Source organism: Kocuria kalidii, from assembly GCF_044462225.1.
Classification (GTDB): Bacteria; Actinomycetota; Actinomycetes; order Actinomycetales; family Micrococcaceae; genus Kocuria; species Kocuria kalidii.
The window spans coordinates 44221-57415 of the sequence record NZ_JBISWJ010000003.1; the positions used below are offsets into that span (position 1 = coordinate 44221).

The following is a 13195-nucleotide window of genomic DNA, read 5'->3' on the forward strand; positions in this document are numbered from 1 at the left end:
CTGCCGGGGCCGGCGGCCGGCCGGGGGCCGCGTCCTGCCGCCGGGACCGGAGCGGTGCCCGCCCCGGTCCCGGCGCCGCTCTCACCGGTGACCGGTCCTCGGGCCGAGCGCGAGGATCCATCCGCCCGCGACGCCGATGGCCACCAGCACGACCCCGAAGCCGATCCCGGACCCGTCCGCCCACGTCACGACGTCGCCGTACCTCAGCAGGCCGATCGCCTGCAGGAGCGCGAAGACGAGGGCGCTCAGCCCGAGGGGACGGACCGTGCGAGCGTTCCCGCTCCGGCGGGCGTACGCCGCCGCCCACCCGAGGCCGACCAGCCAGGCCCCGACCGCCCTCGCCGTGAGCGCGGTCAGCGGCCACGGCCACAGCGTCGCGGCCGCCGCGGGCAGCACCAGGAGCGCGGCGCCGACGACCAGCAGCACGGCGGCGATGCCCACCAGGAGCAGCCGCAGCCCCGCGGGCAGCGCGGCGGGGGCCATCGGCTCGGGGACGGCGTCCGGCCGGGACCGGGCCTGGAGCAGGCCGATGACGAGCATCGCCAGGGGCACGAGCGCGTAGATGGCCAACCACGCCCAGGCGGCGACCCGGGCGAGGGGCGGCTCGTCCGGCGACAGGTGGAAGCGGTCGAGGTGGAGCAGGGTCACCGCGAGGGTCAGGGTCGTGAAGACGAACACCGGCCAGACGGCCAGACGCGCCCGGTCCCAGCCGGTGGAGCGGGCGCCGGACACCTCGAGGACCGCGCTCGACCAGTACGCCGCTCCGAGGAAGACGGCGGTCATGGGCGGCTCGATCGTCCAGGCGAACCAGTCCGCCGTGCGGAGCGGGAACACGAACAGCTCCAGCCCCGCGAGGAAGACCAGGAACGCGGCGACGAGGAGCAGCACCCGCAGCGCCGGGATCAACGGCGCCGCGTCAGCCGAGGAGCGCATCGTCGACCGGCTCCCCGGGATCGGCCGCCCGGGCGGCCGGTGGGTGCTGAGCCAGGTAGCCGTGCAGGAGCGAGATCACGGTGGCGCCGTCCCCGACGGCGGTCGCCACCCTCTTGATCGACCCGGCCCGGACGTCGCCGATCGCGAAGACGCCCGGGAGGCTGGTCTCCAGCGGCAGCGGCGACCTGTCGGGTCCGCCGGTGGCGGGGTCCCAGCCCCCGCCCGTGCGCAGGAAGCCGGCGCCGTCGCGATGCACCGATCCGGGCAGCCACGAGGTGCGCGGCACCGAACCGATCAGCACGAACAGCGCGGCCGCCTCGATCACCTCCGCGGGGGCACCGTCGGCGTCCGCGGTAGCGGCGACCTCAACGGCGGCGAGGCTCCCGTCCAGCTCGCGGGCCCCGACGACCGTGGTCCCGTAGCGGATCGTCACGTTCCCGGTCGCCTCGAGCTGGGCGATGAGGTAGTCCGACATGCTGGCCGCCAGCGAGGGTCCCCGCACCAGCAGGGTCACCTGCGTCGCGTACTTCGCGACGTGCAGCGCAGCCTGTCCGGCGGAGTTGCCGCCGCCCACGACGCAGGCGCAGCGTCCGGCCAGCGACGGCGCCGCGGAGACCGCGGCGCCGTAGAAGACGCCCCGCCCCACCAGCTCCTCGAGCTGCGGCACGCCGAGGCGCCGGTAGTCCACGCCGCAGGCCACCACGACCGTACGGCCCCGCACCGCACCGCCGTCGGACAGCACCACCGTGCGCACGTCCCCGTCGGCCCCCAGGCTCTGCGCCTCCCGCATGAACACGAAGTCGGTGCCGAAGACCCATGCCTGCTGGAAGGACCGGAAGGCCAGGTGGGCGCCGCTCACTCCGCGGGAGAACCCCGGATAGTTGCGGATCAGTGAACTGGTGCCCGCCTGGCCGCCCACGGCCTGCTGCTCCACCACCATCGTGGACAGGCCCTCGGACGAGGCGTACACCGCCGCCGCGAGACCGGCCGGACCGGCGCCGACGATGACGACGTCGAAGACCTTGTCCGGCGGCGGCGGCCGGTCCAGCCCGAACGCCCCGACGATCTCCGGGTCGCTGGGGTTCTCGAGGACCGTCGGCGGCGACGTGAACTGCAGCACCAGGACCGGCAGCTCGGGCTCGTGCAGGCCCAGGCCCGCCAGCATCCGCTGCGTCGCCGGGGCCCCGACCGGGTGGAAGCCCACCGGGATGTGGTTGCGCAGGAGGGTGTCGCGCAGCGCATGGGTCCGCCCGTCGTGCTGCTCCCCGATCATGCGCACCGCGACGAACCCTCCGCCCTGGGCCAGGTGCCAGTCGTCGAGGGCGTCGGTGATCGCCCCGTGGAACTCCTCGTCCCGCGGTCGCTCAGGCCGCAGGACGAGCAGGTCGGCGTGGCCCCGGGCGATGGCCCGGAACACGGTGGGGCCGCTGGCGAAGTCTCCCCAGATCACCGCGACGGCCCGCTTGGCGGCGGGGTGGTCGGCGTAGGACCGCCGCAGGAAGTCCAGCCCCTCGCGGTCGGCCGGACCGTAGCACCCGACGATCAGGGCCACCGCGCGATCCCACCGCCGGAGCCCCTCGAGCACCGCCCGGGCATGAGCGTGGTCGGCGCAGACCACGACCTCGTAGTCGGCGCCGTAGCGCCGGCGCAGCTCGTCCCCCAGAATTCTTCGGGAGACCGGGTCGCTCGTCGCGATCAGCACGACCGGAACCGGGTCGTCCATGGCCGCCACCTCCTGGTGGATCCCTGGCCGGATGGCGCTCAGGCTACTCGCGCGGCTTTCCGCCGACAAGAGGGCGGCCCGAGGGCGGCGCGGCCGCGCCGCGGCAGGAGGACCGGGAACGTGCCCCGGGCATGCGCCCGGGCCGCGCCCCCCGGCGGGACCGGCCGCCGCGGCGCGAGGGCCGCCGAACGGGGGTCGGCGAGGACGTCCTAGGGGGCGGTCGCCCGGAGCGCCTCCGTCAGCTGGCGCGCCGCCTGCACCACGACCTCGGCGTGCAGCCGCCCCGGCTGGCGGGTGAGCCGCTCGATCGGCCCGGAGATCGACACCGCGGCGATCACCCGCCCGGAGGGTCCGCGCACCGGCGCCGACACGGACGCGATGCCCGGTTCCCGCTCGCCCAGGGACTGCGCCCAGCCCCGCCGGCGCACCCCGGCCAGCACGGTCGCCGAGAACCGCGCGTGGCGCAGGCCCTCGAGCAGCCGGTCGTGGTCCTCCCACGCGACGAGCACCTGCGCGGCGGAGCCCGCCTTCATCGACAGCTGCGTGCCCACGGGGATCGTGTCCCGCAGCCCGATCGGCCGCTCGGCCGAGGCCACGCACACGCGCCAGTCGCCCTGCCGGCGGAAGATCTGGGCGGACTCCCCGGTGGCGTCGCGCAGGTGCACCAGGACGGGGCCGGCGGCGGCGATCAGCCGGTCCTCGCCCGCCGCGGAGGCCAGTTCCACGAGGCGGGAGCCGAGCACGAACCGGCCCTGGATGTCCCGGCCCACGAACCGGTGGTGGGCCAGCGCCACGGCCAGCCGGTGGACGGTGGGGCGCGCGAGACCGGTGGCGCTCACGAGCTGGGCGAGGGTCGCCGGACCGGCCTCGAGGGCGTCGAGGATCACCGCCGCCTTGTCGACCACGCCCACACCGCTCGGGGCGGCGGCCGAGCCCAGGGCCAGGGCCTCGCCGGTGCCCTGCCCGCCCAGCGGGCTGCCGAGGGGAGCGCCGGACGGGTCCATGTGTCCAGATGTGTCCATGTCCTGATACTGCCGTCTCAGAATGTGAGAAGCAAGCCGCAAAGCTGGCCCCGGCGGATTCCCGGCGCCGACCATGGGAGGAACACGTCGCACAGGCAGCACGGAAGGACCCGCCATGCCGGAGTACCAGTCCTCGACCACCTCCACCACCTCCGCCGCGCCCTCCGGGCCGGCGGGCGGGCGCACCCTCGCCGAGAAGGTCTGGGCGGACCACCTCGTGCGCAAGGGCGAGGACGGGCGGCCGGACCTGCTCTACATCGACCTGCACCTGCTCCACGAAGTGACGTCGCCCCAGGCCTTCGAGGGGCTGCGGCTGGCGGGCCGTCCGCTGCGCCGCCCGAACCTCACGATCGCCACGGAGGACCACAACACGCCGACGCAGGACATCTTCTCCCGCATCGCCGACGACACCTCCCGCAAGCAGATCGAGACCCTGCGGGCCAACTGCGCCGAGTTCGGCGTGCGCCTGCACCCGCTCGGGGACGCCGAGCAGGGCATCGTGCACGTGGTGGGCCCCCAGCTGGGGCTCACGCAGCCGGGGATGACCGTGGTCTGCGGGGACTCCCACACGTCCACCCACGGCGCGTTCGGCGCGCTGGCCTTCGGCATCGGCACCTCCGAGGTGGAGCACGTCATGGCGACCCAGACCCTGCCGCTGGCCCCGTTCCGGACCATGGCCATCACGGTCGAGGGCACGCTGCGCCCGGGGGTCTCCGCCAAGGACATCATCCTGGCCGTGATCGCGAAGATCGGCACCGGCGGCGGGCAGGGCTACGTCCTGGAGTACCGGGGCTCGGCCATCCGCGCCCTGTCCATGGAGGCCCGCATGACGATCTGCAACATGTCGATCGAGGCCGGTGCGCGCGCGGGCATGATCGCCCCGGACGAGACCACGTTCGAGTACGTGCGGGGACGCCCGCACGCGCCCCAGGGCGCCGACTGGGACGCGGCCGTCGAGCACTGGCGGACCCTGCGCACCGACGAGGACGCCGTCTTCGACACCGAGGTGTTCCTGGACGCGGACGAGCTCGAGCCGTTCGTCACCTGGGGCACCAACCCCGGCCAGGGCGTCCCGCTGTCCCGCTCCGTCCCCGACCCCGAGGACGTCGGGGACGAGAACGACAAGGCCAACGCCCGCCGCGCGCTGGAGTACATGGGCCTGACCGCCGGCACCCCCATGAAGCAGATCGCCGTCGACACCGTGTTCCTCGGGTCGTGCACCAACTCCCGGATCGAGGACCTGCGGGCCGCGGCGGAGATCGTCAGGGGCCGCGCCAAGGCGGAGAGCGTCCGGATGATGGTGGTCCCCGGCTCGGCGAAGGTCCGTCTGCAGGCCGAGGCCGAGGGCCTGGACCGGGTGTTCAAGGAGTTCGGCGCGGACTGGCGCTTCGCCGGCTGCTCGATGTGCCTGGGGATGAACCCGGACCAGCTGGCCCCCGGCGAGCGGTGCGCGTCGACGTCGAACCGCAACTTCGAGGGCCGGCAGGGCAAGGGCGGGCGCACCCACCTCGTCTCCCCGGTCGTGGCGGCCGCCACCGCGGTGCGCGGCACGCTGTCCTCCCCGTCCGACCTCGAGCCCGCCGCCTCCGCGGACCTCGCGTCCGCCGGCGCCTGAGCCCTCGACCCGAAGCCCAGAAAGGCCCTGCCATGGAGAAATTCACCACCCACCGGGGTGTCGGCGTCCCGCTGAAGCAGTCCAACGTGGACACCGACCAGATCATCCCGGCCGTCTACCTCAAGCGCATCACCAAAACCGGCTTCGAGGACGCTCTGTTCGCCGCCTGGCGCCGGGACGACGACTTCGTGCTCAACCGGGAGCCCTACCGCCACGGCTCCGTGCTGGTGGCCGGGCCCGACTTCGGCACCGGCTCCTCCCGCGAGCACGCGGTGTGGGCGCTGCGCGACTACGGCTTCCGGGCCGTGATCTCCTCCCGGTTCGGGGACATCTTCCGCGGCAACTCGGGCAAGCAGGGCCTGCTGGCCGCGCAGGTGGACCAGGCCGACGTCGAACTCCTGTGGAAGCTCGTCGAGGAGCACCCCGGCACGCAGATCGAGGTCGACCTCGAGTCGCGCACGGTGAGCTGCGACACGGTCACGGTCCCGTTCTCCATCGACGACTACACGCGCTGGCGCCTCATGGAGGGTCTGGACGACATCGGCCTCACCCTCCAGCGCGAGGAGGACATCGCCGACTTCGAGGCCCGGCGCCCGGCGTTCCGGCCGGCGACCCTGCCGGCCCGCACCTGACCGCGCCGCGTCCTGGACGGCCCGGCGGGCCCCTCCGGCCCCGCCGGGCCGTCGTGCTGTCCCGGACACGCACGACGGCCCGCCTGTGCGGGGGCCCGCGTGCGGGAACCTACACTGTACGGGTGCCGCTCCCGCTCGGGGAGTGGCCCGGCAACAGCAGATCGGAAGGTCATGAGCAGCGCACTGCACATCACGGGCGGAGTTCCCCTGTCCGGGCAGGTCACCGTGCGAGGTGCCAAGAACCTCGTCCCCAAGGCCATGGTGGCCGCCCTCCTGGGGTCGACGCCGTCCGTCCTGGCGAACGTGCCCGAGATCAAGGACGTCCAGGTCGTCACCAACCTGCTGGCACTGCACGGGGTGGACGTCGGGCGTGAGGACGGCCGGCTGTCCCTGGACCCGTCCAACGTCACCACGGCGCGGCACGCGGACATCGACGCCCACGCCGGGGACTCCCGGATCCCGATCCTGCTGTGCGGCCCCCTGCTGCACGCCATCGGCGAGGCCTTCATCCCCGACCTCGGCGGGTGCAAGATCGGCGACCGGCCCATCAACTTCCACCTCGACGTGCTGCGGCACTTCGGCGCCCGGGTCGAGAAGCTGGAGTCGGGGATCCGGATGAGCGCCCCGCACGGTCTCCACGGCGCCAAGGTCGAGCTGCCCTATCCGTCGGTCGGCGCGACCGAGCAGGTGCTGCTCACCGCGACCCGTGCCGACGGCCACACCGAGCTGCGCGGCGCGGCCACCGAGCCCGAGATCATGGACCTCATCGCGATCCTGCAGAAGATGGGCGCCATCATCACCGTGCAGACCGACCGGGTGATCCGGATCGAGGGCGTCCCCGAGCTCACCGGCTACCGGCACCGGGCCATGCCCGACCGCATCGAGGCCGCCTCCTGGGGCTCCGCCGCACTCGCCACCGGGGGCGACATCCTCGTGGCCGGGGCGAGGCAGTCGGACATGATGACCTTCCTCAACACCTTCCGCAAGATCGGGGGCGGCCTCGACATCACGGAGGACGGCATCCGGTTCTACCACCCCGGCGGGGACCTGAACCCGCTCATCGTCGAGACCGACGTGCACCCCGGCTTCATGACCGACTGGCAGCAGCCGCTGGTGGTCGCCCTGACCCAGGCCAAGGGCGTGTCCATCGTCCACGAGACCGTGTACGAGAACCGGTTCGGCTTCACGGGCGCCCTCAACCGGATGGGGGCCACGATCCAGCTGCACCGCGAGTGCCTGGGCTCGGTGCCCTGCCGCTTCGGGCAGCGCAACTTCGTGCACTCCGCCGTGATCTCCGGGCCCACCCCGCTGCTGGCGTCCGAGATCAACATCCCCGACCTGCGCGGCGGCTTCTCCCACCTCATCGCGGCGCTCGCCGCCGACGGCACGTCCCACGTCACGGGGGTCGAGCTCATCAAGCGGGGCTACGAGCACTTCACCGACAAGCTGTCGGGGCTCGGGGCGTCGTTCGAGCTCGACGGCGAGTGAGCCGGTCCCGCCGATGAGCCGCACCTCGAACCGCCGCCTGTTCCGCGGGCTCGCCGCCGTCGTCAAACCCGCCTACCGGTCGGTGGCCCGGCTGCGCTGGACGGGGGAGGAGCACCTCCCGGCCGAGGGCGGGTTCATCGTCGTGCCCAACCACCTGACCGAGCTCGACCCCCTCACCGTCGCCATCACCCTCTACGACAACGGGATCCTGCCCCGCTTCCTGGCGAAGGAGTCGCTGTTCCGTGCGCCCGTGGTGGGCGCGGTGCTCCGGGCCTCCGGCCAGGTCCCCGTGCTGCGCGGCACGGCCGACGCCGCGGCGGCGCTCACGGCGGCCCGCGCGGAGCTGGCCTCCGGCGGGGCCGTGGTCATCTACCCCGAGGGCACGCTGACCCGGGACCCCGGCCGGTGGCCGATGACAGGGTTCACCGGCGCCGCACGACTGGCCCTCGCCACGGGTGCGCCGGTGGTCCCGGTCGCGCACTGGGGGGACCAGGAGGTCCTCGACCACGCGCAGCCCTCCGGCCGGCGCACGGTCAGCCTCTTCCCCCGCAAGGACGTGCGCGTGCGGATCGGCCCGCCCGTGGACCTCACGCCGTGGCGGGACGAGGTCCCCGACCTGACCTGCCCGTCCGACGCCCGCACGGCCCGCCTCGACGACGCCACCGATGCCATCATGCGCGCCGTGACCCGCGAGCTCGCGGTCCTGCGCGGCGCCGACGCACCGGCCGTCCTCTGGGACCGCCGACGAGGAGGCCGCCGGTGACACGACCCGACAGCCCGGGAGCCCCCGCCGTCGTCCGGCGCACCCGCGGGCCGCGGAAGGTCGCCGTCCTCGGCGCCGGGTCCTGGGGCACGACCTTCGCCAAGACCCTCGCCGACAGCGCCCGGTCGGGCGCCCACGCGCGCTCCGAGCCGCTCGAGCGGACCGTGGTGCTGTGGGGGCGCGACGCCACGGCGATGGGCCACACCGCGCGCACGCACGTCAACGACCGCTACGTCCCCGGCATCCGGCTGCCCGGACGCCTGGAGATCACCGCCGACCTCGCCGCCGCCGTGGACGGGGCGGACCTCGTGGTCCTCGCCGTGCCGGCACAGTCCCTGCGCTCCCAGCTCACCGCCGTGGCCGGTCACCTCGGGCGTGACGCGGTGGTGCTGTCCCTCGCCAAGGGGCTGGAACGGGACACGGGGCTGCGGATGAGCGAGGTGGTCGCCGAGGAGCTGGGCCGGGACACCGGCCTGGGCACCGACCACTGGCAGGAGCGCACGTGCGTGCTCTCCGGGCCCAATCTGGCCATGGAGATCGCGGAGGAGCAGCCCACGGCCTCCGTCGTGGCCGCGCCCGCCACGGAGCTCGCCAGCTGGGTGGCGCACGCCTGCCGGACCCGCTACTTCCGCCCCTACACGAACACGGACGTGGTCGGCACCGAGATCGGCGGCGTGGTCAAGAACGTGATCGCCCTCGGGGTGGGCATCGCCGACGGCCGCCACCTGGGCGAGAACTCCAAGGCGTCCATCATCACCCGCGGGCTCGCCGAGACCACCCGCCTCGCGCTCGCCCTGGGCGGCAGCCTGGAGACCCTCTCCGGGCTCGCCGGTCTGGGCGACCTCGTGGCCACCTGCTCCTCCCCGCTCTCCCGCAACCGCACGGCGGGCCGGCTGCTCGGCCTGGGCATGACCCTCCCGGAGGTGCAGGAGGAGATGACCCAGACCGCCGAGGGCATCAAGTCCGCCCCGGCCGTGCTCGCCCTGGCCCGCCGGCACGGCGTGGACATGCCCATCGCCGAGGCCGTCGTGGCCATTCTCCGCGAGGAGATCACCGTCGACGACCTGGCTCCGCTGATGCTGGGCCGCGAGATCAAATCCGAAGGGACCGCCCCATGACACCCCGCCCCTGCGTCGCCGTGCTCTTCGGCGGGCGCTCCAGCGAGCACTCCATCTCCCTCATCACGGCCCGCGGCGTCCTGCGCGCGATCGACCGGGAGAAGTGGGACGTGGTGACCGTGGGCATCGCCACCTCCGGCGAGTGGTTCCTCTGCTCGCAGGAGGAGCTCGAGCGGCTGCTCGACGAGACCCCGATCGCCGAGCTGCCGGTGGGCGACGAGCTCGTCAGCCTGCCGCTGAAGGTCGGGGAGAACGAGCTCATCGTGCGCCACGACGGCCCCTGCGGGGAGACCGTGAGCCGGGACCGGCACATCGACGTGGTCCTCCCCCTGCTGCACGGGCCCTTCGGCGAGGACGGCACCCTGCAGGGGCTGCTCGAGCTCGCCGACCTGCGCTACGTGGGCTGCGGGGTCACCGCCTCCGCGGTGGGCATGGACAAGCACTTCATGAAGCTCGCCTTCGAGGCCGCCGGCATGGAGGTGGGCCCCTACACCGTGGTGACCGACCGCCAGTGGACGGCGGATCCCCGGGGCGTGCGGGAGCGCATCGCCGAGCTCGGCTTCCCCGTCTTCGTCAAGCCGGCCCGGGCCGGGTCCTCCTTCGGCATCACCAAGGTGGACGGTCCCGAGGGGCTGGACGCCGCCGTCGAGACGGCCCGGGAGCACGACCGCAAGCTCGTGGTCGAGGCCGGCATCGTGGGGCGGGAGATCGAGTGCGCCGTCCTCCAGGGGCGCGGCAGCGGGGCCGCCCGGACCTCCATGCCGGGGGAGATCGAGATCGTCGACGAGCACGCGTTCTACGACTTCGAGGCGAAGTACGTCTCCCAGGCCTCCGCGAAGCTCAGCTGCCCCGCCGACCTGCCGCCGGAGGCGATCGGCACGATCCGCGAGCACGCCGTGACGGCCTTCGAGGCGCTGGACGGCGAGGGCCTGTGCCGCGCCGACTTCTTCTACACCCCGGACGGGCGGGTGGTCATCAACGAGGTCAACACGATGCCCGGGTTCACGCCCATCTCGATGTACCCGCGGATGTGGGACGCGTCCGGACTCGACTACGCCGGTCTGATCGACGAGCTCCTGGGCCTCGCCCTGGAGCGCCCGGTGGGTCTGCGCTGACGCGCCGTACGCCGCCCGCGGCGCGTCCGCGGGCTTCGTCTCACGCAGCGGGCGACGCGACGACGACGACGTTCTTGCCGACCGCGTCCTGCGTGTAGCAGCTGATCAGGACGATGCGGTGGGGGACGATCTCCCAGATGGCGCTCTCCTTGAGCGTGTCCTTCTCGTAGGTGGTCACGGAGTCCACCACGTAGTCGAGGGTCCCGTGCACGGTCTCCACCTCGAGCTCCGCGCCGACCAGCGCGGGATCGCTCAGCTTGTTGAACGGCAGCTCGACCCGGTCGTAGCTGTGCCCGGCGATGTACGTGGTGTTCTCCGAGCCCTCGCCGGGCATGCCGTACGGCGTGAGCCAGTAGCCGTTGTAGGTCTGCGGCGGCACGAGGGACCCGCCCGCGAGGTCGTCCTCCGTCGGGTCGTAGGGGAGCACGTCCGCGTCGAATCCGACGGCGTCGATGCTCAGACGCAGCGGCGAGGCGGCGGAGGGCGTGTGCCCCAGGAAGGTCTGCACCAGGAACCACTGGTTCATGAGCGCCACCCACAGCACGGCGGCGCACAGCGTCACCACGGCCGCCCGGCGCGCCGGCCGGTCCGTTCCCCCGGCGGGCCCGGGACGTGCCGGCCCGGTCGCGGTGCTGGTGGCCATGCTGTCCCGTCCCCTCCGCTGCTGAGCCGTGCTGTTCCGCCCGGTCCCGGGCCGTTCCGTCCCGTCCTGTGGCACCGGTGTCCCGTCCGGCGCCGCGGAGCGCCGGACGGAGCACCGTGCCGGTGCCGTCCCGCGGACGCCACCGGCACGGCAGGCGACTCAGGCCCCGGTGCGTCCCGCCCTCCGGGCCCGGAGCGCGATCGCCCCGGGAAGGGCCACCGCCGCCGCGAGCAGCGCCGCGAGCAGACCGGCCCCGGCCGACTGCTCGAACGGTGCCGCGGTGAGACGGGTGTCCACGTTGAGACCCGGGTTCGCCGGACCCACGGCGCTCTCCGCGGGCGTCACCGCGGGGAGGACTGCCTCCGGGACCGCGGCCGCGGCCGGTGCCGCGGGAACCGCGCCGGCCGGCCCCGCCGCGTCTGCGGCGGCCGGTGCAGCGGGGAGCGGGGCCTCCGGCAGTGCGGGCAGGCCCGCACCGGCGGGATCCGGGACGTCCTGAGGTGCCGCGGCCGGGACGTCCTGAGGTGCCGCGGCCGGGAGTCCGGGTGCCGCCGCGTCGGCGACGACCGGCACCGGTTCGGGCACCGGGGCCTCCGCGGGTGCGGGTGCGCCGGGCTCGGCGACCAGGACCTCCGGTGCTGCCGCCCCGGGGTCCGCGGCCGGGGCCGGCAGCACCACCTCGGCAACGCCCTCGTCGGTGGATGCGACCACGCCCGGTGGGGCCCCGGTCGCGGACGTGTCGACCGGCACCGTGTCGTCCGGTGCGGCGACGGCCGCCGGGGCGCCCAGCAGCAGGCTCCCCACCAGCACGGTCGTCGAGGCACCGGCGACGGCCAGCCTTCTCGTGTCAGTCATGTCGATGTGTCTCCTGTGTTCCGTAGTCGGCCCGGGCCCACCCCAGGACCGCCAGCGCACCGCACGACCCCGCCGTCCTCCTGTCCGCGCCCCCGCGCGGCCGGACCGGCAGATCATGTCGTGCAGCTCGTCGTCCGGCCGGAACGGGCCGTGCGCCCGCTCGACGGGGCCGGAGCCCCGACCGAAGAACAGCTGTGCTGTTAACTATCGTCCATGGGCGAGCATTAGCAAGGGTGAACCGCTTCGTGACGGCAGGAGACCGGCGGCGGCACGGTCCGCGGCCGCTCTCCCGGCACACCGGGGACCCGGCCGGCCCGGGTCCGTCGTCCCGGCGGCAGACCCGGCATCGGCACGGGACAGCACAAGTGTGGACAGGGGACCGACCCGAGCGGCCGCACCGCTGACGCATGCCTCGCCGCGCTCGCCCCGACCCGCGTCCGCCCCGACCCGCGTTCGTTGCACGGGCGCCGGCGTCGGCCGGTGCATCGACGACACCGTGGCCGCGTCCGGCGAGGCCGGCGCGCGGTGCGCGCGGACGTCGCAGCCCGTGGTCGAGCCGTCCCGGTGCTCCGGTCCCCGCGAGCACGGCCCGGACACCGACCGGATCCGGACGGGGCTCGGCCTGTCCGTCGAGGGACCGGCCGCCGGGGACGTCGAGGTCATCGAGGGGGACGACGGGGTCCGGGACGTGGAACCCCGGTGTTCCGTGGCGCCCACGCACCTCGGGGCCGCCTAGACCCTGCTGATGTCAGGGCAGGACCGGACCCGCGAGATCGCTCCCGGGCAGGCCACGGGCATGCGCCGGACCGTGCGGAAGGGCCCCGTCGCCTCCGTGCGCCCCGAGTGACCGGGTGGGCCCGGCCCGGCGCGGGACCGGGGGAGTCAGCTCTCGCACTCGATGCAGTACTGCGCCCCGTCCTTCTCCCGGGCCAGCTGGCTGCGGTGGCGGACCAGGAAGCACGACATGCAGGTGAACTCGTCCGGCTGCTCGGGCACGACCTGGATGAGCAGCTCCTCCTGGGAGAGGTCCGCACCGGGAAGGTCGATGCCCTCCGCGGTGTCCGCGTCGTCGACGTCGATCGCCGGGCTCTGGGTGGTGGCGCTGCGCTGCGCCTGGATCACCTCGAGGGACTCGTTGGCGGGTTCGTCCTCGGGCTTGACGCGGGGCTCGTCGTAATCGGTGGCCACGAAGGTGCCTCTTTCTGTGCGTGGTGGGGTGCGTGCTGCGATCGCGTGCATGTCCAGCCCACAACCCGGCCGGGCACGGACCTATTCCCGAGCCGGCGGA

The 13195-nt window shown here is 74.1% G+C and carries 13 protein-coding genes; 7 read left to right on the plus strand and 6 right to left on the minus strand.

All coding sequences use genetic code 11. The features are described from left to right. Positions 1-81: 81 nt before the first annotated feature. The 3 genes from ACH9D3_RS00255 to ACH9D3_RS00265 all read right to left on the minus strand — a co-directional run bounded on the left by ACH9D3_RS00255 (position 82) and on the right by ACH9D3_RS00265 (position 3678). Positions 82-933: a hypothetical protein gene (locus tag ACH9D3_RS00255; RefSeq protein WP_396409422.1), complete on the minus strand. Its 852-nt coding sequence runs from the start codon at positions 931-933 to the stop codon at positions 82-84. Beyond that, positions 917-2656 (minus strand): FAD-dependent oxidoreductase, encoded by a 1740-nt coding sequence (locus ACH9D3_RS00260; RefSeq protein ID WP_396409423.1) that lies wholly within the window; start codon positions 2654-2656, stop codon positions 917-919. Before ACH9D3_RS00260 ends, ACH9D3_RS00255 begins: the two co-directional genes overlap by 17 nt. Positions 2657-2865: 209 nt before the next feature. Continuing rightward, positions 2866-3678: an IclR family transcriptional regulator domain-containing protein gene (locus tag ACH9D3_RS00265; RefSeq protein WP_396409424.1), complete on the minus strand. Its 813-nt coding sequence runs from the start codon at positions 3676-3678 to the stop codon at positions 2866-2868. Between the two features lie 115 nt (positions 3679-3793). Between ACH9D3_RS00265 and leuC the strand changes: the two genes are divergently transcribed. The 6 genes from leuC to ACH9D3_RS00295 all read left to right on the plus strand — a co-directional run bounded on the left by leuC (position 3794) and on the right by ACH9D3_RS00295 (position 10409). Beyond that, positions 3794-5293: a 3-isopropylmalate dehydratase large subunit gene (gene leuC / locus ACH9D3_RS00270; protein ID WP_396409425.1), complete on the plus strand. Its 1500-nt coding sequence runs from the start codon at positions 3794-3796 to the stop codon at positions 5291-5293. Positions 5294-5325: 32 nt separating this feature from the next. Continuing rightward, complete coding sequence (gene leuD / locus ACH9D3_RS00275) at positions 5326-5925, plus strand: 3-isopropylmalate dehydratase small subunit (protein ID WP_396400630.1); 600 nt, start codon at positions 5326-5328, stop codon at positions 5923-5925. A 171-nt stretch (positions 5926-6096) separates the two neighbouring features. Next, positions 6097-7413 (plus strand): UDP-N-acetylglucosamine 1-carboxyvinyltransferase, encoded by a 1317-nt coding sequence (gene murA, locus ACH9D3_RS00280; RefSeq protein ID WP_396400629.1) that lies wholly within the window; start codon positions 6097-6099, stop codon positions 7411-7413. Positions 7414-7426: 13 nt separating this feature from the next. Further along, positions 7427-8176: a 1-acyl-sn-glycerol-3-phosphate acyltransferase gene (locus ACH9D3_RS00285; protein ID WP_396409426.1), complete on the plus strand. Its 750-nt coding sequence runs from the start codon at positions 7427-7429 to the stop codon at positions 8174-8176. Further along, the gene (locus tag ACH9D3_RS00290) at positions 8173-9294 is read left to right on the plus strand and encodes an NAD(P)H-dependent glycerol-3-phosphate dehydrogenase (protein WP_396409427.1); all 1122 of its coding nucleotides are present in this window, start codon (positions 8173-8175) and stop codon (positions 9292-9294) included. Before ACH9D3_RS00285 ends, ACH9D3_RS00290 begins: the two co-directional genes overlap by 4 nt. Further along, positions 9291-10409 carry a D-alanine--D-alanine ligase family protein gene (locus tag ACH9D3_RS00295; RefSeq protein ID WP_396400626.1) on the plus strand — a complete coding sequence of 373 codons (1119 nt, stop codon included), beginning with the start codon at positions 9291-9293 and terminating at the stop codon, positions 10407-10409. Before ACH9D3_RS00290 ends, ACH9D3_RS00295 begins: the two co-directional genes overlap by 4 nt. Positions 10410-10449: 40 nt before the next feature. Here ACH9D3_RS00295 and ACH9D3_RS00300 read toward each other — a convergent pair whose 3' ends face one another. Both ACH9D3_RS00300 and ACH9D3_RS00305 read right to left on the minus strand, forming a co-directional pair. Then, the gene (locus ACH9D3_RS00300) at positions 10450-11052 is read right to left on the minus strand and encodes a sortase domain-containing protein (protein WP_396409428.1); all 603 of its coding nucleotides are present in this window, start codon (positions 11050-11052) and stop codon (positions 10450-10452) included. A gap of 159 nt (positions 11053-11211) precedes the next feature. Further along, positions 11212-11907: a hypothetical protein gene (locus ACH9D3_RS00305; protein WP_396409429.1), complete on the minus strand. Its 696-nt coding sequence runs from the start codon at positions 11905-11907 to the stop codon at positions 11212-11214. A 496-nt stretch (positions 11908-12403) separates the two neighbouring features. Here ACH9D3_RS00305 and ACH9D3_RS00310 point away from each other — a divergent pair, with 496 nt between their 5' ends. Then, the gene (locus tag ACH9D3_RS00310) at positions 12404-12643 is read left to right on the plus strand and encodes a hypothetical protein (protein WP_396409430.1); all 240 of its coding nucleotides are present in this window, start codon (positions 12404-12406) and stop codon (positions 12641-12643) included. Positions 12644-12789: 146 nt separating this feature from the next. Here the strand turns inward: ACH9D3_RS00310 and ACH9D3_RS00315 are convergent, their stop codons facing one another. Next, positions 12790-13095, minus strand: coding sequence for a DUF4193 domain-containing protein (locus ACH9D3_RS00315; protein ID WP_396409431.1), 306 nt, complete (start codon positions 13093-13095; stop codon positions 12790-12792). Positions 13096-13195 lie beyond the last annotated feature (100 nt).